The following is a 22,247-nucleotide window of genomic DNA, read 5'->3' on the forward strand; positions in this document are numbered from 1 at the left end:
CGCTCTCCTTTGCGCAGATTAGCTAGTTTGCTCAGAATGGCGGGTGGGTGATGGTATCGCCTTAACGAAAGTCAAGACTTGCGACAGGAAATCAGATTCAGTTTGAGTGCCCCAGCCGTGGACCCGTCAGCGCAGGCCACATGGCGATCAGATACAGCACAAAGGCGCTGACCCAGAGACCATCGGACAGCAGCACCGCAACAAGATAACCAGATTCCATATCCGCCGCGATCCAGCGCGAGATCGCTGCCGCGGCCATCAGTCCATAGGCCACGACCATCGGGCCGGGTGCGATCAGATCTCGTCCGCTGTGCCCCAGCGCAGCTCGGCTCATGACCGCAAGGGTCATGCCGCCCACACAACCAATGCCCAGAACGTGCAGCGCAGCAACCTCGTTGCCGAAGCCCAATGCCGCAAGCCCCCAAAGAATCAGCCCCAGCGCCAGCATTCCAAGCCCCAGGTGCAGCGCGAACAAGATTGGCTGCCGCGCGGACCAGATCATGCGCCAGCGCAACATGCGCAGGATTTGCACGCCGCCAAGGGCCAGCGCCAGCACTCCGGTCGCGCCTGTCGCGCCCAATACCAGAACGCCACAGGGCAGAACCAAGGCCAGAATCATGCCCGCCTTGTCTAGGCCAGCCACCGAGACCGGCCAGTTCGCCTCGGGTTCTCCGGCGCGTTTCATTGCATTGCGTGTAAAGGCGGGAGTGATCCGGCCCCCCAGAATGGCGATCATCGCACAGAGTGTCAGCAACCCTGCCCGCAGACCTGTTTGCAGTGTGTCGCTTGTAATACCAGCCCATTCCAGATGGGTCAGCAGGTTCGCGACCCAGATGAAGCTTAGCAGCAGGAGAAACACCATGTTCTGCGGCTTGGGACGGCGGATGAGCAGTGTGGCGATCTTGGCTGCCAGAATTGGCACAAAGGCCAGATCCAAAACCGCGACCACAAGCGGCGGCAGTATCCCGGAAAACCACATTGCCATCCGGCCGGCCAGCCAGACCCCTGCCGCCAGTGCGATGAAGCGAGCCCGCGCGTCGGGCGCACCGGTCCAGTTCGGCACCGCGGTCAGGAAGAACCCTCCCAAAGCTGCTGTGGCATAGCCGAAAATCATCTCATGCGCGTGCCACATAGGCGGCGTCATGCCGTAATCCGGTGCCAAATACGGCACCGCCAGCCACAGCCCCCAGACAAGGCCGACAAACAGGCCGTAGAGACCTGCAGACAGGAAAAAAACTCGGAATCCTTCACCAAAAATACGAGTGATGATCGTGGGCATTTCTGCTCTCCTAGACCGTTTTGCCACAGGTAGCAGCCCGGCGGCCCGGATGACTTAACCAAAATCAAAACCGTCGCAAAACATGACCCGGAAACACCTGTTTTATTGGGAATTATTTTTGCATTTCAGTCCGTGTACAAACCCGTTTCCGTCCCTTCCGTTGACTTTGGTCAAGGATAACATCTCCGTGATGTTTCAGTCTCTAGCCTGCCTCACCAGCAAATGGAGAGTGATCATGTCACTTGGAATCAGCTACAACAAAACTGGCCGCGCCTTTGGGGTCGGTTTGGCGATGCTGCTGGGCAGCGTCGCTGCACCAGTCTTCGCCGAAGAGCCAACATTGAGCGACGAAGCGTTTGAATCGTCCAAACAGCTCTATTTCGAGCAATGCGCAGGTTGCCACGGCGTTCTGCGTAAAGGCGCCACAGGCAAAAACCTTGAACCCCACTGGAAGAAAACCGCAGCCGATGGCACCGTGACCGAAGGCGGCACCCTCGCGCTTGGGCAGGAACGTCTTGAAAAGATCATCGCCTGGGGGACCGAAGGCGGCATGAACAACTTCTCGGACATCATGACCGAGCAGGAAATCAAGGACATGGCGACATACATTATGATGGAGGCCCCCAAGCCGCCTGAGATGTCGCTGGAACAGATGAAAGCGACACGCAAGGTCTATGTCGAAGAAGCCGACTATCCGACCGAACCGCTGCATGGCCGCAACTGGGAGAACTTCTTTGTCGTCATCGAACGTGACGTAGGTAAAGTGGCCGTGATCGACGGCGACACCAAAGAAGTGCTGACACACATCCCGACCGGTTACGCTGTCCACGTTCTGAAAGCATCCGAACACCACAGCACTACCGAACCGGAACATCCGGGCCGCTTCTGGTACACCATGGGCCGCGACGGCAAGATGACCAAGATCGACCTCTGGCAGAAACCTGAGAATATGTTGGTTTCCGAAGTCAAGATTGCCTATGACGCCCGCGATGTGGCCGTTTCCGGCGATGGCAAATACGTCATCGGTGGTGGTTACTGGCCGCCGCATTTCGCAATCGTCGATGCCCAGACCATGGAACCGGTCAAAGTTGTATCGACACGCGGCGTGAACGTGGACGGGGACTATGTGGAAGAGGCCCGCGTGGCCGCAATTTACACCACACCGAACGAGCCAACCTGGATTGTCGCGATCAAGGAATTGGGTCAGCTGTGGCAGGTCGACTATACCGACCTTGAGAACCTGCGGATCGACAAGATCGACAGTGCCAAGTTCCTGCATGACGGGTTCTTCGACCCGACAGGCCGTTACTTCCAGATCGCCGCGAACGCGTCGAACAAGATGGTTGTCGTCGACACCGAAACTCACAAGCTTGAGGCGATGATCGACACGGCCGCGTTGCCGCACCCCGGCCCGGGTGCCAACTGGGTTGACCCGAATTGTGGTCCGGTTGCTGGTACAACCCACCTTGGTGTTGGTGCCGTGACCGTCTGGGGCAACGACCCAGAGAACCGTCCGGACGATGCCTGGAAGGTCTGCTACGAAGTGGAAACCGACGGCCCCGGCCTGTTTATCCGCACGCACCCGAATTCGGATTACATCTGGGCTGACCAGACCAAACATCCGGAACCGGAAATTCAGCAGTCCGTTCAGGTCATCTCGAAAGAGACCGGCGAGATCGTGAAAACCATCCAGATCACCGAAGATGAAGGCAGCGCTGCTGTTCACTTCGAGTTCAACGCGGATGGTACCGAGGTCTGGGTTTCCAAATGGAACCTGTCGGATTCGAAAGAACCCAACGGTCAGATCGTGATCTTCGACGCCAAGACGCTGGAAGAAATTGGCCGCATCGAAGGGCTTTATGCCCCGACCGGCAAGTTCAACGTCTTCAACCGTTCGAACCACGTCACCTGACGGGATCGCATCCAGAACCGGAAAGGGCGGGCCCCTCGCCCGCCCTTTCCTCGTTTGACCTATCAGCCAAACTCACCGGCCTGCCACACAAGGCCTGACAAGACAGCCATAACGGAGCACGGATATGACCTCCGAACCGGATAAAAAACCACCGATCTGGCGCCGGTATTTCCTGTGGGGAATGCCCGTGGCCGGTCTCGCTGCCGCCTTTGCTGCAGGCATCATCTTCTGGGGCGGCTTCAACACCGCCATGGAAGCGACCAACACCGAGAAGTTCTGTGTCTCGTGTCACGAGATGCGCGATTATATTTACACCGAATACACCGGCACGATCCACGATGTGAACCGTTCCGGCGTGGGCGCGGTCTGTTCAGACTGCCACGTGCCCAAGGACTGGACCCACAAGATCATCCGCAAAATCCAGGCCTCCAAAGAGCTTTATGGCAAAATGGTCGGGACCATCAGCACCCCAGAGAAATTCGAAGCCAAACGCATCCATCTGGCGATGAACGAATGGGAGCGGATGAAGGCTACCGACTCGCGCGAGTGCCGTAACTGCCACGATTTCGAATCGATGATGCCCGAATTCCAGAAACCCCGCGCCCGTCAGCAGCACCTGAACGCGATGGAAACCGGTCAGACCTGTATCGATTGCCACAAGGGGATTGCGCACTCGAACATCCGGGACCGTGCAACCGACGAGTATCTGGAAGAGCTGGAAGCCCCGAACCCTGCGTTTGTCCGGCCGATCCCGCCAGAATATCTAGCCAGCCTCGAGAAGATCGAAGCCCTTGAAGCTGCCGAGGCCGACGCGGAAAAAGCCGCCAAACAAGCCCAGCAAGAGGCTGTTCAGGCCCAGATTGCGGCCGCTGTTGACGCCGCTGTGGCGGAAGAACGCGCCAACGCTGCGGGAGAGGCCTCGGCCGCGCCTGCGGGCGGCGGTGGCAGCGACGTCGCTTCGAACATCGACTGGAATGCCGTGGCCAGTGCGGACCTGAAACTGTTCTACCCCGGTCAGGCGTCGTTCGAATGGGTGCAAAACGGCAAGACCCACGGCGGTGCCCGTCCGCTGACCAAGGGGGGCGATCAGTGTTCGACCTGTCACGCCAAGGAACTGGACACCATCGGAAACAAGATCGTTGCCGGTGGCGAACTGGAACCGACCCCGATCCCGGGCAAACGTGGGGTGATCGACGCAACCGTTCAGGCGGCGCATGACGATGAAAACCTCTATATCCGCCTGCAATGGCCGGATGCGGGCCATAGCCCTGCCCCGTTCGTTGATGGCGGCAAAATGGACCCCGACAACCAGATCAAGGTCGCCATGATGATCACCGGCACAGATATCGAACTGGGTGATCAAGTGGGTTGCTGGGCTTCATGTCACGCCGACAACAGCTACATGCCCTTTGACCCGGGTGCGGATGCCATTGCCGCCAATGGTGATGTTACGGGACGGCTGACCGCGCAGGACACGGTGACCAAATACATCAGCGAAAGCCGCACCGAGGTTGAAGTCAAGGGCCGCGGTGGCAAGCCCCTGGGTGGTTGGGACAAGCTGCAGTCTGCCGAGCAGATTGAGCAATACCTGGCCGACGGTACCTATCTTGACCTGATGCGGGTCTATGCTGATGGCAGTGCAACCAACGGCTATCTGCTGGATCAGCGCGTGGTCAATGACGGTGAAATCGCCGCCTCGGCCGAGCTTTCCGGCGGAACGTGGACTGTCGTGTTCACGCGGCCGTTGAACTCCGGTGCGCCGGGTGATGTGCCGCTGGAACCCGGGCAGACCTATACGGTCGGCTTTGCAATCCACGATGACTATGCCAGTGCGAGGTTCCACCATGTGACGCTGAACACCAGCCTCGCGCTGGACGACGACAGCGCGAATATCAACGTGGTGAAACAGTAACGGTTGGGGCCGGAGGATCCGGCCCCTGACCTTTCAGAAAGGAGATTGGATCATGAAAACCCAAAGACTTCTTCCTGCACTTTTGTTTCTGGCATCACCGGTGCTTGCGGCCGACGAAGACACAGCCGCAATCTGCGCCGAGGCCGAAGAACGTTATGTCGAATTGTTCGACCAACCATCGTCAGCCGTTGAGGACGCCGAAGTTGTGTTGATGTACAAATACAATTTCTGCCCTGCCGAACTGACGGTCAAAGCAGGAACCACGGTCCGCTGGGTGAACGTGGACAAACGCACCAGCCACAGCGTGCTGCTGAAAGACGGCAGCGAACCTGAAAGCGACCGGCTGTTTCCCGAGGAAACGGTTGATCTGACCTTCCTCACCCCGGGGCCGCAGGACTATCTGTGCGGTCCGCATTGGGAGACACAGAACATGATCGGAATGATCACAGTAGATCCCTGAGCAGAAGCAGACATACGGGCAGAAGTAAGGAGCGCGGATGCAAATCCCGCGCTCCTTAACTTATGTCAAGGAGGTTGAACCGCGAATGCGCCAACCTGCCGTCATGACACGCCCGGTTCACCCAGCAACGTCCCGTAATCACACTGGATTCGCGCAGGAAACACCGGGTTCCGACGACATTCAGGACAAGTGAGTTTGCACATGAGCGGTAAGGTTTTTCTGATTGGTGCCGGACCGGGTGATCCGGAGCTGATGACCCTGCGCGCCCTGCGGATGCTGCAACAGGCGGATGTGGTGGTCTATGATCGATTGGTCTCGGACGAAATCCTTGCCATGCACACCGAAGGGGCACGACTCATACCTGTCGGCAAAGCCCCGAAATGCCACACTGTCCCACAAGACCGCATCAACGAAATCCTGCTGGAAGAGGCCCGCGCTGGCCATACTGTGGCGCGCCTGAAAGGCGGCGACCCGATGATTTTTGGCCGCGGTTCGGAAGAGGCCGCCTATCTGGTGGACCACGGCGTCGAGGTCGAATACGCGCCCGGAATTACAGCGGCACAAGGCGCGTCTTGTTCAACGGGCGTGCCACTGACCCATCGGGGCCTTGCGACCTCAGTCCAATATGTCACCGGGCACCGGCAGGCAGACAAGGTTCTGGATCTGGACTGGAAACGTCTGGCCGACCCGGATTCGACGCTGGTGGTTTATATGGGCGTTGCCAACATCGGTCAGATCGCCATGGGTCTGATGACCGAAAACCTGCCCGGATCGACCCCTGTTCTGGCCGTCGCCAAGGCCGCCACCCGCGCAGAACGCCGCCTTGTTTCCCGGCTGGATCGGTTGGCTGCGGATGTGCGTCAGGCGGAACTTGCGGCCCCTACCCTGTTCATCATCGGTCAGGTCGTTTCGCTATATTCCGAGCGACCCGTGGCTGAGTTATTGGAACAGGCTCATGGCTAGGCTAGGTCGCCAAAATACCGCGCCGGCCCGCAATAATCCGCAGTCAGGATGGGCCGGGCGCACCGTTCTGACCATGGCCGTGCTGGTGGCAACCTCGGCAATTGCCGCCGATACGCTGGACCCCAACGCTCTGAAGCGGCTTGTCCATCAGGATTGCGGATCGTGCCACGGGTTGTCTTTGAAGGGGGGCCTAGGCCCCGATTTGCGTGCGGGAACTCTTGCACATTACGACGCCGAAGTTCTGACCGGCGTCATCCTTGACGGAATCCCGGACACCGCGATGCCGCCCTGGCGCCCCTTGATCACAGAAGAAGAGGCCGAGTGGATCGCTCGCTACCTGCTGGAACCGGAGGCACAATGAAACAGCTCATCCTCGGCCTTGCCGCAACCCTCATGATGTCCACTGCGCAGGCGGAACCCACCGCCACCGGCGACCTCGGGCTGGTGATCGAACGGGCGCAGGGTTCAGTCCTGCTGGTCGATCAATCCGAGCGCACGGCGCTGGCCCGGATCGAAGGCTTGGGCGAACTGTCTCATGCGTCGCTGGTCTATTCGCCCGACGAACGTTTCGCCTACGTGTTCGGCCGCGATGGAGGTCTGTCCAAGGTCGACATCGTCACCCGCCAGATTGCCAATCGTGTTGTACAGGCGGGCAACGCCATCGGCGGCGCAATCTCTGACGATGGTACGCTGGTGGCAGTGTCCAACTATGAACCCGGCGGCGTGCGCGTGTTCGATGCCGATACGCTTGAAATGGTCGCAGACATTCCGACCGGCAGCAAAACCATCGGCCTGGTTGACGCGCCCGGTCGGCGGTTCGTGTTCACCATGTGGGACACGGGTGAGACCTGGATAGCCGATTTTTCCTCAGGTACGCCGGAAATCACCAAAATCCCCGATATGGGTGAAAACCCCTACGACGCTTTGATAACCGCAAATGGCCGGACCTATATCACAGGCCTGTTTGGCGAGGATGGCTTAACGGCGTTGGACCTCTGGGCTGACACCCCGCAACCCATCCGCGTGCTGCCCGATTACGGGCGCGGGCAAGAAGAGATGCCCGTCTACAAGATGCCCCATCTTGAAGGTTGGGCGCTGACCGGTCGTGAATTCGTTCTGCCCGCTGTCGGCCATCACGAGGTCTTGTGGATCAACGCCGATACCCTGACCGAGACCGGGCGTACCCAAACCCATGGCCAGCCGGTCTTTGCAATGGCGCGGCCCGACGGGCGGCAAGTCTGGGTCAACTTCGCCCACCCGCTGAACGATACGATCCAGGTCATCGACAGTGTCAGCAAGGACATCATCCACGAATTCAAACCCGGCCCCGCCGTATTGCACATGGAGTTCACGCCGCGCGGTCATGAGGTCTGGATCAGCGTCCGGGATGCCAACAAGGTCATGATCTACGACACGCAAACATTTGAAAAACTGCGTGAAATCGAAGCGGACAGCCCATCGGGCATCTTCTTCACCGCCCGCGCGCACAGAACAGGCCTGTAACCCATGTGCCATATCACCGACCCGATCGATCGCCACCTTCTGGATGATTTCCAGCGCAACTTTCCAGTCACCGAACGCCCTTTCCAAGTTGTGGCCGACACACTGAAGCTCAGCGAGGCCGATGTGATCGACCGGCTGGCCCGCATGCGGGCGGCAGGCCGGATCACGCGTGTCGGGGCGACCATCGCGCCCGGCGCGGTTTCCGCAAGCACGCTGGCTGCGGTTGCGGCACCTGAGCACCGCATTGAAAAGATTGCTGCCCTGATCGACGCGGAACCGGGCGTGAACCATAACTACCAGCGGGAAGATGATTGGAACCTCTGGTTCGTCGCCACCGGGCCGGATCGCGCACATGTCGAAAACACGCTGGCCCGGATCAGAAAAAAAACCGGGCTTCGCGTTCTCGACCTGCGGCTGGTGCGCCCCTTCAACGTAGATCTGGGGTTCCGCATGTCCGGTGGCGCGCGACGCGTTCCCAGCGCGCGTCGGATCGACCGGTCGGCCATGCAGGACGGTGACCGTGATTTGCTCCAGTCACTGAGCTCGGGCCTGTCACTTGTCGGTGACCCTTACGCGGCAATGGCCCGGTCGCTGGGTCGGGAGCCCGAAGATGTAATGACGCGCATTCGCTGCCTGCACGAGGCAGGCATCATCTCGCGTTTGGGCGTCATCGTGCGTCACCGTGCACTCGGATGGTCTGCCAACGCGATGGTCGTCTGGGACCTTCCCGCCGATCAGATTGACACTGCTGGACCGGCCCTTGCAGCCCATCCCGGGATCACCCTGTGTTACGAACGCAATCCGGTCGAGGGGGTCTGGCCCTATCGGCTCTATTCCATGATCCACGCCCGCTCGCGGAGCGAAGCGTATGAGGTGCTGGCTGGCGCGACCGAGCTTCAGGAGCTGACCGGTGCGCGGCACAAGGTTCTGTTTTCGACCCGCTGCTTCAAACAGACCGGCGCGCTGATCCAACCGAAGGAGTCCGCCGCATGACACTCGACGCAATTGATCGCAGAATCCTGAACCGGATGCAGGAGGACCTGCCATTGGTGCCGAACCCCTACGCCGCCGTGGCAAACGCGTTGAGCATATCTGAAAGCGATTTGCTGAATCGCCTGTCCCGGATGAAGAAAGACCGCGTGATCACGCGGTTTGGCCCGTTCTTAGACGCAGCCGCCATGGGAGGAGCTTTTTGCCTCTGTGCCATGGCCGTCGAGCCCGAGAATTTCGAAACCGTCCTGACCAAAGTCAATGCGCACCCCGAGGTGGCCCACAATTATGAACGCACGCACCGGCTGAACATGTGGTTCGTTCTGGCGACCGAAACCCCTGAAGGGATCGCAACAGCAGCCGAGGCAATCGAACGGGAAACCGGGATCGCCGTCCTGCTGTTCCCCAAACTACAGGAATTTTTCATCGGCTTCCGGGTGGCGGCATGATCGACGCAAAAGACAGAGAGATCATTGAGGCATTGCAAGGCGGCCTGCCGCTGGTCCCTGCCCCCTATGCCAGTGTGGCCGAAACCCTGGGCATGGACGAAGACGCCTTGCTTTCTCGGCTTGCGGGTCTGAAATCGCGCGGGGTGATCCGCCGTATCGCTGCGGCACCCAACCACTACAAGCTGGGCATGACGTCGAACGGAATGACCGTGTGGGATGTGGACGACAACCGTGTTGCCGAACTGGGCGCAGAAATCGGCGCTCTGCCCTTTGTTACGCACTGCTATGAGCGCCCGCGCGCCCTGCCCGACTGGCCCTACAACCTTTTTGCCATGGTCCATGGTTCGGACCGGATCGAGGTCGAAGAAAAGCGGGCAGAAATCACCGCCATTCTGGGCGACGCCTGCCGCGCCAAAGACATCCTTTATTCTACACGCATCCTGAAAAAAACCGGGCTGCGTCTGAAGTCCAAAGAGCAATTGAAAGGCTGAAACATGTTCCGCCTGACCGAATACATGCATCAACTGGTCAATCCGACGCCGGTGCGAAAACGGCGTCCGGGTCCGGTAAAGCCGGTGGTGATCTGGAACCTGACACGGCGCTGCAACCTGAAGTGCCGCCATTGCTACACCGTCTCGGCGGATGTGGCCTTCCCGGGTGAGCTCAGCCACGAGCAAGCCATGGTTACCCTTGAGGATCTGGGCCAGTTTCGCGTCCCGGCCCTGATCCTCTCGGGTGGGGAGCCGCTGGACCGGTTCGATTTCTTCGACATCGCCAAACGCGCCCGCGATCTGGTGCCGATGCTGGCACTATCGACCAACGGTACGCGGATTTACGACGAAACCGCTGACATGATCGCCGATGTAGGTTTCAACTATGTCGGCATCTCGCTGGACGGGATCGGGGCCACGAACGATTGGTTTCGTGGGGTCAAGGGTGCTTTTGCCGACGCCCTGCGCGGCGTACGTGAATGCAAGAAACGCGGCATCAAGGTTGGTCTGCGGTTTTGCCTGACCGAAGGGACCCAGCATCACCTGCCCGACCTGCTGAAACTGTGTGACGACGAAGGCGTTGACAAGTTTTACCTGTCCCACCTGGTCTATGCCGGACGTGGCGACAAGAACCGGGGTGAGGATGCCGAGCATCTGCGCACCCGCAAGGGATTGGACCTGTTGTTGGAGCGCGCATGGGAGGCGGCTTCGGGAGGAAGGCCGCTGGATATCGTCACCGGCAACAACGACGCGGATGCCGGGTATTTTCTGAACTGGGTGCGTTCGCGTTTCGATGCAGGGAAAGAGGCGCATGTGCGCGAACATCTTGCCGCGTGGGGTGGCAACTCCAGCGGTCTGGGTGTTGCCAATATCGACAATCTCGGTCGCGTGCATCCCGACACTTATTGGTCCGACTACACGGTCGGCAACGTGAAGACAAAATCGTTTTCAGAGCTTTGGACCAGTGATGACCCGATGCTGGCCATGCTGCGCACCCGTCCGCGACCGCTGAAAGGGCGCTGTGGCGCCTGTCAGCTGAAGGATGTGTGTGGCGGCAACACCCGCATTCGGGCCTTGCAACTGACCGGCGATCCCTGGGCCGAAGATCCGGCCTGCTATCTGTCAAATCAAGAAATCGGCGTGGACGACGCGGGCGAACGTCTGCAGGTCACGCCGTTCCGGGGGAAACGTCATGATCCGGCGCATCAGTTCTTTTGATAATGGGCGTTCTGTTCACCCAGCACCTGTGCGGGTGGTGAGTTCTGGAGCCTCCGGCGGGAGTATTTATAAAAAGATGAAGATCGGGGTCTTGTGTTCGATCCTCAGTGTCGGGGCGGCCTGGGCGGATGCGCCTTCAGACTATGCCGAGCATTGCGCATCGTGCCACGGTGAGAGCCGTCTGGGCGGTGTGGGTCCGGCGCTGATCCCCGAGACCTTGAAACGCATGCGCGGCCCCCGTGTTGCCGCAGTAATTGCCGAAGGGCGGGCGGCGACACAGATGCCGGGGTTTTCGCATGAGCTTGACGCCTTGCAGATCGAGGAATTGGCAGGTTGGCTGAAATCGCCGCTGGAGACCGACCCGGAATGGGGTGAGGCCGAGATTATGGCCAGCCGTGCCCTGGACGAGGATTACACATCGGTTGATGCCCCTGTCTGGGACAGTGACCCCATGAACATCACGCTGGTCGTTGAAACCGGCGATCACCATGTCAGCGTTCTGGATGGTGACACGTTCGAGGTTCTCGACCGGTTCGAGACACCCTTTGCCGTGCATGGCGGGCCAAAGTTTAGCCCCGACGGGCGATATGTCTTCATCATGTCGCGCGACGGCTGGGTGCAGAAATATGACATCTGGGCGTTGAAACAGGTGGGTCGTGCGCGCGCCGGCCTGAACAGCCGTAACATCGCTATGTCAGGCGATGGCAAATGGGTGGCCGTGGCAAATTACCTGCCCAACACCCTGACCTTGTTGTCGACAGAGGATCTGTCGGTTGCCAAGGTCATCGAGATCAAAGGCAAGAAGGGCAAGGGCAGCCGTGTTTCGGCCGTGTATCAGGCTCCGCCGCGCGAGAGTTTTGTTCTGGCGCTGAAAGATGTGCCCGAGATATGGGAGGTCTTTTATGGCGCCAATCCTCCCCAATCCGGGCTGGGTCATGACTTCCGCATCGAAGGGCAGTTCAAAAACCCTGACCCCTTCCCGGTGCGCAAGATCACGACGCCGGACTACCTGGACGACTTCTTTTTCGATCAGAGCTACGAATACGTCATGGGTGCGTCCCGCGATGGTAAAGGCGGGCAGGTTATCGACCTGGTCATCGGTCAGAAAGTGGCGGATCTGGACCTGCCGGGGATGCCGCATCTGGGGTCCGGCATCACATGGCAGCACGGCGATACAACCGTGATGGCCACTCCGCATTTGACCGATGGCACCGTGTCGGTGATCGACATGCAGACATGGGAAACCGTCAAGCGGATCAAGACCGAAGGGCCCGGGTTCTTCATGCGCAGCCATGAGAACTCACCCTACGTCTGGGCCGACGTGTTCTTTGGACCCAACAAGGACGCGATGCATGTCATCGACAAGCAAAGCCTTGAAATCATAAAAACTCTGCGACCTGCTCCGGGCGAAACCGTGGCCCACGTGGAATTTACCAAGGACGGCAGCCATGCGTTGGTTTCGATCTGGGAGGATGACGGCGCGGTGATCGTCTATGATGCGCAGACGCTGGAGGAAGTTCGCCGTCTGCCGATGCGCAAACCTTCGGGGAAATACAATGTCTGGAACAAGATCACCTTCTCGGAAGGCACCAGCCACTGAGGGCAGATGGCCGGTTTGGAAACTGGCCATACTGCTGTACCCGGCCACCGCACTGACCGTGGCCATCAACCTGTTTTTGCTTGGCCTGATCCTGCACAGCGCCGGGTTCGGCGCGATTGAACCAGTTCCGGCGATCCTTTGGTCGATTCCTTTAGGGATTCCAGCGACATGGCTGGCCGGGCGCTGGCTGCGCGGATTGATGGATGAGGCCGATGAATAGGTGCAAATTTTCTCGGACCTGACCTAAGTCAAGTTTCTGCGTGAGAGAATCCCATAGGGTTCGGGAAAGAACGCCGAGTTGGATTCTCAATGCCCACCTTCCGCCCTCCGCATAGCCTGTTTGATCGCGTGTCCCGCGCGGTGTGCGGTTTGGTGGGCATATTCCTGTTGCTGTTACAAATGCTTGGCCCGGCACTGGCGAGTTCCGGCGACAGCATGTGGATCGAGATCTGCTCGGAGGCAGGGGCGGTCTGGGTTGAGGTTGATCTGGAAGAAGATACCGACGACCCGACCGCGCCCTGTCCGAAATGCGCCGATTGTGCGCTTTGCGCGGTGACGACGGCAGCGCCGCTGCCAGACCTGCCGCTTGTCGCGCAGGCCGGAGATGTGCGGCTTGTACACGTTGCGAACCAGAGCCTGTGCGATTTGCACAGCCCGAAATGGCTATGGCCCGAAACCCGGGGTCCCCCGTATTTGACCAAAGAAGAATCTGAACGCGCCCTGCGCGCGTCCATGGCACCCACCCAAGTAATCGGAGGTGCGCCATGGTCGTAAGTCGCGCAATCCATTTCCTGCTGGCCTTCACCCTGTCCTGCCTGATGTCGATCAGCGCGCATGCCGACAGCCTCGCCAGCTTTCTGCCCGAAATTGCTCCTGCCGATCTGGTTCCAGAAGCCGATGCATTTGGTCCGGTCCGCGATGACATACCCGTTGCCCCGGTTTTGAAGGGGGGCGAAACGGTTGCCTGGGCTTTCCTGACGTCTGACTTCGTCGGCACCACCGGTTATTCCGGCAAACCCATTCACGTGGTGGCGGCCATCGACAGTGACGCGGTTCTGACCGGTGTGAAACTGGTCAAACACTCGGAACCGATCGTTCTGATCGGCATCCCCAATTCGCGCATGGTCGAGCTGACCGAAGGCTATGCCGGCCTGGACCTCAAGCGTGAGGCCGAAACCGGCGGTGAAGGGCATGACCTGGACATCATCTCGGGCGCGACCGTGACGATCATGGTGATTGACGACAGCCTTGTGCGTGGTGGTATCAAAGTGGCGCGCGCGTTGGGGCTGGGTGGACTGTCTCCGGTAAAGGCCGATGGACCGATACGCGAAGTCGACATGGCGCAGAATGCTGTTTTCGACTGGACGACACTTTCGGGCGACGGTTCGGTCCGGCGGATGACGCTGGATATCGGCCAGGTGAATGCCGCCTTCGAGGCCACCGGAGATCAGCGCGCCATCAGACGCCCCGAACCCGGCGAACCCGATGATACCTTCATCGACATGCACGTGGCACTGGTTTCGGTGCCGTCCATCGGCAAGTCGCTGCTGGGTGAGGCTGAATACCAGAACCTGATCAACTGGCTGGACGAAGGCGAGCAGGCCATTCTGGTATTGGGGCGCGGCGCCTATAGTTTCAAAGGCTCGGGCTATGTGCGTGGCGGCATCTTTGACCGTATTCAATTGATCCAGGGTGACAGATCGGTCCGCTTTTTCGACCGTCAACAACGGCGATTGGGGGAAGTTGCAGCCCCTGACGCGCCCAGTTTCACCGAGCTGGACATCTTCAAGATCCCGGCCGATGCCGAGTTCGACCCCGCCGCACCCTTCCGCCTGCAACTGCTGGTGCAGCGCGCCGTGGGTGCGGTCGAAAAAACCTTTCTGACCTTCGACCTGGGCTACAAGTTGCCGGAACAGTACCTGCTGCCCGTCGCTGCCCCCGTTGTTGTCGATGATGCCACCGGCGAAGCCGCTGCCAAGGCTGCTTTGTGGCAACGCATCTGGAAGGACCGGACCGTCGAGATCGGCGTTCTGATCGTCATGCTGCTGGTGCTGACCGCGACTTTCTTCTTCCAGTTCCACGCCACCATGAACGCGCGCGTCTTTTACTGGTTCCGCATCGGATACCTGACCATGACGCTGTTCTTCATTGGCTGGTACGCCAATGCGCAGTTGAGTGTGGTGAATCTGATGGCACTGGCCGGAAGCTTGCGGACGGGGTTTTCCTGGGACGCGTTCCTGCTGGACCCGCTGGTCTTCATTCAATGGTTCGCTGTCGCCGCTGCGCTGCTGTTCTGGGGGCGCGGGGCCTATTGCGGCTGGCTGTGCCCGTTTGGTGCGCTGCAAGAGCTGACCAACAAGATCGCGCGCGCGTTGAAAGTCCCGCAATGGACCTTGCCCTGGGGCCTGAACGAACGGCTTTGGCCTGCGAAGTACATGATCTTCCTCGTTCTCTTCGGCATCAGCTTTGTCTCGATCCCGCTGGCCGAGAAATACGCCGAGGTCGAGCCGTTCAAGACCGCGATCATTCTGAAATTCATGCGTGACTGGCCTTTTGTGGTCTTTGCGCTGACCCTGTTGGGGATCGGGCTGTTCATCGAACGGTTCTATTGCCGCTACCTCTGCCCGCTGGGCGGAGCGCTGGCGATCCCTGCCCGTATCCGCATGTTCGATTGGCTGCGCCGTTACCCCGATTGCGGCAGCCCCTGTCAGACCTGCGCCAACGAATGCCCCGTTCAGGCGATCCACCCCACAGGTGAGATCAACCCGAACGAGTGCGTCACCTGTCTGCATTGCCAGGTGCTCTATCAGTCCGAGACGAAATGTCCCGTCGTTATCCGCCAGCTAAAACGGCGGGCCAAGACAGGGTCGGTCAACCTCAAGACCCCTCTCGGACAACCACCGGCGAACCATCCGAACGCCAAACCGCAATCCGTTTCCTAAAAAAGGAGGAACGATCATGTCGGACAATGAAAACAAACTGAACATCACACGCCGCGGGATGCTGGGGGCAACCGCCACCGGCGCGGTGATTGCCGGGACCGGCCTGGGCTCGACCCTGATGACGGCCAAGCAAGCCAGTGCTGCCGCCAATGCCGCGCTGGAACCGGGCGAACTGGACGAGTATTACGGCTTCTGGTCTTCGGGCCAGACCGGTGAACTGCGCATTATGGGCGTGCCGTCCATGCGCGAACTGATGCGGGTTCCGGTGTTCAACCGCTGCTCGGCCACGGGCTGGGGTCAGACCAACGAGTCGCTGAAAATCCTGACCGAGGGCCTGCTGCCCGAAACCAAGGAATTCCTGGCCGCAAACGGCAAGGTGACTTACGACAACGGCGACCTGCACCACCCGCACATGTCCTTCACCGATGGCACCTATGACGGCCGCTATCTGTTCATGAATGACAAGGCCAACACCCGTGTCGCCCGCGTGCGCTGTGACGTGATGAAATGCGACAAGATCATCGAGATCCCGAACGCGCACGACATCCACGGCCTGCGTCCGCAGAAATACCCGCGCACCGGCTACGTCTTTGCCAATGGTGAGCATGAAGCGCCGCTGGTGAATGATGGTCAGATCCTCGACGATCCGTCGCAATACGTGAACATCTTCACCGCCATCGACGGTGACACGATGGAGATCGCCTGGCAGGTGATGGTGTCGGGCAACCTCGACAACACTGACTGCGACTATCAGGGCAAATACGCCTTCTCGACCTCGTACAACTCGGAAATGGGTATGAACCTGGCCGAGATGACCGAGAACGAGCTGGACCATGTGGTCGTGTTCAACCTCAAGGGCATCGAAGAGGCCGTGGCCGCCGGGAACTATCAGGAACTGAACGGCGTCAAGGTCGTGGACGGCCGCAAAGAGGCTGGCGGCAACCTGACCCGCTATATCCCGATCCCGAACTCGCCGCACGGTGTGAACGCCGCGCCCGACAAGAAACACATCATGATCAACGGTAAGCTGTCGCCGACCGTGTCCGTGATCGATGTGGAGAAAGTCGACGCGCTGTTTGCTGACAATGCCGATCCGCGTTCTGCCATCGTTGCTGAACCGCAGTTGGGCCTTGGCCCGCTTCACACCGCGTTCGACGGCAAGGGCAATGCCTATACAACCCTGTTCCTGGACAGTCAGGTGGTGAAATGGGATATCGCCAAGGCCATCGAAGCCTATGCAGGTGCGGACGTCGATCCGATTGTCGACAAGGTGGATGTGCATTATCAGCCCGGCCACAACTCGACCTCGATGGGCGAAACGGCCGAGGCGGACGGCAAGTGGCTGATTTCGATGAATAAGTTCTCGAAAGACCGCTTCCTGAACGTGGGTCCGCTGAAGCCCGAGAACGAGCAGCTGATCGACATCTCGGGCGACAAGATGAAAGTGGTCCACGACGGCCCGACCTTTGCGGAACCGCACGACTCGATCATCGTTCACCGGTCGAAGGTGAACCCGGTCAATGTCTGGGACCGCAACGACCCGATGTGGGAAGAAGCGCGCCAGCAGGCCGCGGCAGACGGTGTCGATCTGGAGGAAGGGGCCGAAGAACCCATCCGTGACGGCAACAAGGTCCGCGTCTACATGACCTCGACCGCGCCTGTCTTCAGCATGGAGAAGTTCACGGTCAAGCAGGGTGATGAAGTCACCATTTATGTCACCAACCTGGATGACGTGGATGATGTGACTCACGGTCTGTGCCTGTCGAACTTCGGCGTCGCGATGGAAATCGCACCTCAGGCCACCGCCTCGGTCACATTCATTGCCGACCGTCCGGGCGTGCACTGGTACTATTGCCAGTGGTTCTGCCACGCGCTGCACATGGAGATGCGCGGCCGGATGTTTGTTGAGCCGCGGAGCGCATAACGTGCGTTGGTCCCTGCTCATACCGCTCCTGCTCGGCTCGCCCCTTTGGGCGGCGGACTGGGATGTGCCCAACCGGGCGGGGGCCATCAACGAAACACTGGCACAGGCGGCGGATGGAGACACCCTCCGCCTGAGCCCAGGCGTTTACTTTGAAACGCTGGTTCTGGACCGGCCCGTTACCCTCGACGGGCAGGGCCAGGCCACCATCGACGGGCAAGGCGACGGCAGCGTCATTACCGTGACCGGGCCGGGCGTAACGGTACGCGGGCTGACGGTGGTCGGCTCTGGCTCAAGCCATGACGGGATCGACAGTGGCATCCAGCTGACCAAAACGGCCAAAGCGCCAGTGGTCGAGGATAACGTATTGCTGGGCAACCTTTATGGCGTCGACATTCACGGGGCCAAGGACAGCATCGTGCGTGGCAACCGGATCGAGGGCCGTTTGGACCAGCGGATGAATGACCGTGGCAACGGCGTCTATGTCTGGAACGCGCCGGGTGCACGGGTGGAAGACAACGACATCCGATATGGCCGCGATGGGATCTTTGTGAACTCGTCCAAGAAGAACACCTTCACGGGCAATTTGTTCCGCGATCTTCGTTTTGCCGTGCACTACATGTATGCCGACAATTCGGTGGTCAGCGACAACGTCTCAATCGGGAACGACCTGGGCTATGCGGTGATGTTCACGACCAATGTGACCGTCGCCAACAATGTCTCGATCGGTGACCGGGAACATGGCGTGATGCTGAACTACGCTAACAAGAGCGTTATCACCGGAAACGTGGTGAAAGGTGCCAAGGAAAAATGCACCTTCCTCTATAACTCGAACAAAAACGAATTTACCGACAACTGGTTCCAGGGTTGCGGCATCGGCATCCACTTTACCGCCGGGTCCGAGCGCAATCGGATCGTCGGCAACGCCTTTGTCGGTAACCGGACACAGGTGAAATACGTTTCGACCAAATGGGTCGAGTGGTCAGAAGAAGGGCGCGGCAATTATTGGTCCGATTTCGCCGCGTATGATGTGGATGGCAACGGTATCGCCGACGCCCCCTATCGCCCCAATGACTCGATGGACCATGTGCTGTGGACCCAACCCTCAGCCAAATTGCTGCTCGGCTCGCCTGCCGTGCAGTTGGTGCGTTGGTCCCAATCTGCATTCCCGGCCCTGCTGCCGGGCGGCGTGATGGACAGCAATCCTTTGATGCAAGCCCCTGAACCCCCAGCAATGAAAAAGGTGCCTCATGACGGATAAGGCCCTGTCAATCGACCATGTACTTAAGGACCGGGGAAAAACCCGCGTTCTTGACGATATCAACCTGTCTCTTGCCCCCGGTCAGCGCGTCGCGTTACTGGGCCATAACGGCGCGGGCAAGTCGACCCTGATCAAATCCATCCTCGGCCTGACACCTATCCATGGCGGGGCCATCCGGATCGGAGACGCCACCCCCGGCAGCGCACAAGCGCGGCGCGAGACGGCCTATCTGCCCGAAGCGGTCTCCTTCCACCCGGCCCTGACCGGCCGCGAACAACTGACGCTGTTTGCAAAGCTATCCGGAGCCAAAGCCGATGTGCCCGGTCTGCTGGAGCGCGTCGGCCTGAGCGATTCACTCGACCGTCGGATCGGCACCTATTCCAAAGGGATGCGGCAGCGCCTGGGTCTGGCTCAGGTTCTTCTGGGCAGGCCGAAAGTGGCCCTCTTGGACGAACCGACCTCGGGATTGGACCCGATTTCTCGGCAGGATCTCTACGCCATCATTGATGAACTGGCAGCGCAAGGCACAGCGGTCCTTATTGCGTCCCACGCGCTGACCGAGGTCGAGGCGCGTACCGACCGCATTGCCATCATGCGCAAGGGCCGGATGGTGGCCGACGATACGCTGACCAACCTGTCCGCCCTGGCGGGACTTCCGATACGCCTGCGGGTCCGCGCCAGCGCCAACCCCGAAGCGCTTGCCGCCGAACTGGGCGGCAACCGGATCAACGGAGCATCCGTTGAGTTGCTCTGTACACCTGATGACAAGATGGAGGCCCTGCGCCGCATCGCCGGGCTGGGCGACGCGGTGGCGGATGTGGAAATGACCCCACCCAAGCTGGAAGACCTCTATCGCCATTATGCACAGGAGGAGAGGCTATGACCCGCTTCCTCGCCATCACCCGCACCGAGATGCTGATCTTGCGCCGCAACCGCTGGCTGCTGGTGGCAACATTGATCATGGTGCTGTTCGCGCTGGCCCTTACATTTGCAGGCAGCGCCCCGACCGGCACGCTGGGCGTTGACATGCTGACCGTCTCGGTTGCGTCGATGACCACGCTTTCGGTCTATCTGGCGCCACTGCTGGCGCTGATGATCTCGTTCGACGCTATCGCGGGGGATGTGGACCGGGGCAGCCTGTCGCTGTTGCTGTCCTACCCGGCCGGGCGCGGAGAAATCCTGTTGGGCAAGTTCACCGCCCATCTGGCCGCCCTGGCCTTTGCCATGACCGTCGGTTTCGGAACCGCCGGCGCGGTCGCAGCCTTCTTTGGTGGCGCAGGCCCGGAAAGCCTGATGGCGCTGGCGCGCCTCATCCTTACATCCATCCTTCTGGGCGCTGTCTTTCTGGCGCTGGGATACCTGCTGTCCGCCCTGGCAAAGGGGTCCACGGCGGCGGCAGGTCTGTCGGCCGGGCTATGGCTGGTATTTGTCGTCCTTTATGATCTGGGCCTGTTGGGGGCCGTCGTCATGGACAAGGGCGGCACCTTCACCCAATCCGTCTTTCCATGGGTGATGGTGGCCAACCCGGCCGACGCATTCCGTCTGTGGAACATCGCCGCGACCGAAGGCGTTGCCATGGCGTCCGGTATGACCGGTGCAGCGCAGGCCCTGCCCGTCTGGGCCGCACCCGTGTCGCTGCTGCTCTGGCCGGTGATCGGTTTTGCCCTTGCCCGTGCGGCATTCCGGAGGGTCGAGCCGTGAAACGCCTGTACCTGATTGCGCTGATTGCTCTGGCCGCCTGCAAGGAAGAGATCGCTGTCGCCCCCGAGCCGGTCGATCTGACCCCGGATGCGCTGAGTTTCTTCTGCCAGATGAACATCGCCGAACATGGTGGACCCAAGGGCCAGATTCATCTGGATGGCTACCCTGCGCCGCTATTCTTTTCGCAGGTGCGCGACATGGTGGCCTATCTGAAAAGCCCTGAACGCGATGCCAAGATCACCGCCGTCTATGTCAGTGACATGGGCATCGCGACAAACTGGCGGGAACCCGGTATCTCCAACTGGATCGCCGCCGACGGCGCGACATTTGTGGTCGGGGCCAACGTCGCCGGCGGCATGGGCGCACGCGAGGTTGTTCCTTTTGGTGATTCCGCCGACGCCGATGACTTTATCAATCGGTATGGCGGCACCGCCCTGCCCCTGTCCGACATCCCGGCTGACGAGGTTCTGGGGCCCGTCGATCTGGACCTGAATCTGGAGACCCCCGTATGACCGTTTTGTCCCGTCGCCGATTCCTGTCGATTTCCGCGGCTTGCATGGCCTTGCCCGCCGGAGCAAAGGCTGCCCCAGTCGCCCATTGGCGCGGCACCGCACTGGGCGCGCGTGCCAGCCTGCAATTGTCCGGTCTGACCGATGACGAGGCCCGTCCTGTGATCTCTGCCATCGAGGCGGAACTGCACAGGCTTGAGAACATTTTCAGCCTCTATCGCCCGGATTCCGAGTTGAGCAGGTTGAACCGCGACGGGATGCTGACCGCCCCTGCGCCGGAGTTGCTGAACGTGCTCAGCCTGTGTTCGGCACTGCATGACGCATCGGATGGGGTGTTTGATCCGAGTGTTCAGCCTCTGTGGCTTGCCTTGGCCTCTGGTGCCGATGAAAGCGTGATCCGCTCGGCCCGGCAGGTGGTCGGCTGGCACCATGTCACAGTGACGGCGGATCATATTCTTCTGCCACAACCCGGTGTGTCGGCTCTGACCCTGAACGGAATAGCGCAGGGGGCGATAACAGATCGTATTGCCGATCTGTTGCGGTCCATGGGCCTTGGGAACGTTTTGGTGGACATGGGCGAGATCGCAGCCATAGGCGCCAACGCGGATGGCCGCCACTGGCGTGTCGGGCTGGCCGGGCCAGACGGTGCGGTTCTGAAACGGATCGGGATCAGCGACCGGGCGGTTGCCACTTCTGCACCCGGAGGCACGATGCTGATGCGCGGTCAGGGCCACATCCTGAGCCCTGACGGCAGCAAGCCCTTGCACCGAGCCGTCTCGGTCTCTGCCCCCCGAGCGGCGATTGCGGATGGTCTTTCCACTGCCCTTTGCCTGATCCCAAAGACGCGGGTTGATACCGTGCTGGCCCGCTTTCCCGGCAGTCGGATCGAGATGATGATCTGATCACAACTTTTGATTGTGGCACAAAAGTTTTGGCAAAGGGCCGAAGGTGTTGTACCACTGTGAGAGTGGATGTTTCGCTGGCAAACAAGCAGATACTTCGGCAACCGCTCTTGGGCGTGTCTGCCTTGTTTTTGCAAGCCGGAGAAACGGTTCCAAAAAAACATGATCTGGATCAACTCCTGTCTTGTGAAAATGCGCTAGCAAGCGAATCCGGGCAGGATCACCTGCCCCCAG

At 60.0% G+C, this 22,247-nt stretch carries 21 protein-coding genes; 20 read left to right on the top strand and 1 reads right to left on the bottom strand.

Going from position 1 to position 22,247, the window contains the following annotated elements; genetic code table 11:
- Window positions 1-97 precede the first annotated feature (97 nt).
- On the bottom strand, window positions 98-1,279 hold the full coding sequence (locus AC2FIR_RS10225; protein WP_496745274.1) for an NnrS family protein: 1,182 nt from the start codon (window positions 1,277-1,279) through the stop codon (window positions 98-100).
- 235 nt (window positions 1,280-1,514) lie between these two features.
- On the opposite strand from AC2FIR_RS10225, the gene AC2FIR_RS10230 reads away from it, so the two are divergent.
- The 20 genes from AC2FIR_RS10230 (at window position 1,515) to AC2FIR_RS10325 (ending at window position 22,013) form a co-directional block, all read left to right on the top strand.
- On the top strand, window positions 1,515-3,191 hold the full coding sequence (locus tag AC2FIR_RS10230; RefSeq protein ID WP_496745276.1) for a cytochrome D1 domain-containing protein: 1,677 nt from the start codon (window positions 1,515-1,517) through the stop codon (window positions 3,189-3,191).
- Window positions 3,192-3,315: 124 nt separating this feature from the next.
- Window positions 3,316-5,103, top strand: coding sequence for a NapC/NirT family cytochrome c (locus AC2FIR_RS10235; RefSeq protein ID WP_496745278.1), 1,788 nt, complete (start codon window positions 3,316-3,318; stop codon window positions 5,101-5,103).
- A 52-nt stretch (window positions 5,104-5,155) separates the two neighbouring features.
- On the top strand, window positions 5,156-5,563 hold the full coding sequence (locus AC2FIR_RS10240) for a plastocyanin/azurin family copper-binding protein (RefSeq protein WP_170808007.1): 408 nt from the start codon (window positions 5,156-5,158) through the stop codon (window positions 5,561-5,563).
- A gap of 201 nt (window positions 5,564-5,764) precedes the next feature.
- On the top strand, window positions 5,765-6,526 hold the full coding sequence (gene cobA, locus AC2FIR_RS10245; protein WP_496762289.1) for a uroporphyrinogen-III C-methyltransferase: 762 nt from the start codon (window positions 5,765-5,767) through the stop codon (window positions 6,524-6,526).
- A 73-nt stretch (window positions 6,527-6,599) separates the two neighbouring features.
- Entirely contained in the window at window positions 6,600-6,887 is a 288-nt protein-coding gene (locus tag AC2FIR_RS10250) for a c-type cytochrome (protein ID WP_170825200.1), read from the top strand.
- Window positions 6,884-8,029, top strand: coding sequence for a cytochrome D1 domain-containing protein (locus AC2FIR_RS10255; RefSeq protein WP_496762293.1), 1,146 nt, complete (start codon window positions 6,884-6,886; stop codon window positions 8,027-8,029). Before AC2FIR_RS10250 ends, AC2FIR_RS10255 begins: the two co-directional genes overlap by 4 nt.
- 3 nt (window positions 8,030-8,032) lie before the next feature.
- Window positions 8,033-9,022 (top strand): siroheme decarboxylase subunit beta, encoded by a 990-nt coding sequence (ahbB, locus tag AC2FIR_RS10260; RefSeq protein WP_496745281.1) that lies wholly within the window; start codon window positions 8,033-8,035, stop codon window positions 9,020-9,022.
- The gene (locus tag AC2FIR_RS10265) at window positions 9,019-9,468 is read left to right on the top strand and encodes an Lrp/AsnC family transcriptional regulator (RefSeq protein ID WP_496745283.1); all 450 of its coding nucleotides are present in this window, start codon (window positions 9,019-9,021) and stop codon (window positions 9,466-9,468) included. Before ahbB (AC2FIR_RS10260) ends, AC2FIR_RS10265 begins: the two co-directional genes overlap by 4 nt.
- Window positions 9,465-9,959, top strand: coding sequence for a siroheme decarboxylase subunit beta (gene ahbB / locus AC2FIR_RS10270; RefSeq protein WP_496745285.1), 495 nt, complete (start codon window positions 9,465-9,467; stop codon window positions 9,957-9,959). Before AC2FIR_RS10265 ends, ahbB (AC2FIR_RS10270) begins: the two co-directional genes overlap by 4 nt.
- Window positions 9,960-9,962: 3 nt before the next feature.
- A complete protein-coding gene (gene nirJ / locus AC2FIR_RS10275) occupies window positions 9,963-11,177 on the top strand; it encodes a heme d1 biosynthesis radical SAM protein NirJ (protein WP_496745287.1) in 1,215 nt (404 codons plus the stop codon).
- 76 nt (window positions 11,178-11,253) lie between these two features.
- Window positions 11,254-12,777 carry a cytochrome D1 domain-containing protein gene (locus AC2FIR_RS10280; protein ID WP_480915151.1) on the top strand — a complete coding sequence of 508 codons (1,524 nt, stop codon included), beginning with the start codon at window positions 11,254-11,256 and terminating at the stop codon, window positions 12,775-12,777.
- Window positions 12,734-12,997 (top strand): hypothetical protein, encoded by a 264-nt coding sequence (locus tag AC2FIR_RS10285; protein ID WP_170678703.1) that lies wholly within the window; start codon window positions 12,734-12,736, stop codon window positions 12,995-12,997. Before AC2FIR_RS10280 ends, AC2FIR_RS10285 begins: the two co-directional genes overlap by 44 nt.
- An 89-nt stretch (window positions 12,998-13,086) precedes the next feature.
- The gene (locus AC2FIR_RS10290; protein ID WP_496745290.1) at window positions 13,087-13,551 is read left to right on the top strand and encodes a DUF2946 family protein; all 465 of its coding nucleotides are present in this window, start codon (window positions 13,087-13,089) and stop codon (window positions 13,549-13,551) included.
- Window positions 13,542-15,719 carry a 4Fe-4S binding protein gene (locus AC2FIR_RS10295; protein WP_496745291.1) on the top strand — a complete coding sequence of 726 codons (2,178 nt, stop codon included), beginning with the start codon at window positions 13,542-13,544 and terminating at the stop codon, window positions 15,717-15,719. Before AC2FIR_RS10290 ends, AC2FIR_RS10295 begins: the two co-directional genes overlap by 10 nt.
- A 16-nt stretch (window positions 15,720-15,735) precedes the next feature.
- Complete coding sequence (gene nosZ / locus AC2FIR_RS10300; protein WP_170614008.1) at window positions 15,736-17,643, top strand: TAT-dependent nitrous-oxide reductase; 1,908 nt, start codon at window positions 15,736-15,738, stop codon at window positions 17,641-17,643.
- Window position 17,644: 1 nt separating this feature from the next.
- Complete coding sequence (locus AC2FIR_RS10305; protein WP_496745293.1) at window positions 17,645-18,901, top strand: nitrous oxide reductase family maturation protein NosD; 1,257 nt, start codon at window positions 17,645-17,647, stop codon at window positions 18,899-18,901.
- The gene (locus AC2FIR_RS10310) at window positions 18,891-19,784 is read left to right on the top strand and encodes an ABC transporter ATP-binding protein (protein ID WP_496745295.1); all 894 of its coding nucleotides are present in this window, start codon (window positions 18,891-18,893) and stop codon (window positions 19,782-19,784) included. Before AC2FIR_RS10305 ends, AC2FIR_RS10310 begins: the two co-directional genes overlap by 11 nt.
- Window positions 19,781-20,602, top strand: coding sequence for an ABC transporter permease (locus AC2FIR_RS10315; RefSeq protein WP_496745297.1), 822 nt, complete (start codon window positions 19,781-19,783; stop codon window positions 20,600-20,602). Before AC2FIR_RS10310 ends, AC2FIR_RS10315 begins: the two co-directional genes overlap by 4 nt.
- Window positions 20,599-21,114 (top strand): nitrous oxide reductase accessory protein NosL, encoded by a 516-nt coding sequence (locus AC2FIR_RS10320; protein WP_496745299.1) that lies wholly within the window; start codon window positions 20,599-20,601, stop codon window positions 21,112-21,114. Before AC2FIR_RS10315 ends, AC2FIR_RS10320 begins: the two co-directional genes overlap by 4 nt.
- Window positions 21,111-22,013: an FAD:protein FMN transferase gene (locus AC2FIR_RS10325; RefSeq protein ID WP_496745301.1), complete on the top strand. Its 903-nt coding sequence runs from the start codon at window positions 21,111-21,113 to the stop codon at window positions 22,011-22,013. Before AC2FIR_RS10320 ends, AC2FIR_RS10325 begins: the two co-directional genes overlap by 4 nt.
- Window positions 22,014-22,247: the final 234 nt, after the last annotated feature.

This window comes from Ruegeria sp. CDSB136, assembly GCF_059610965.1.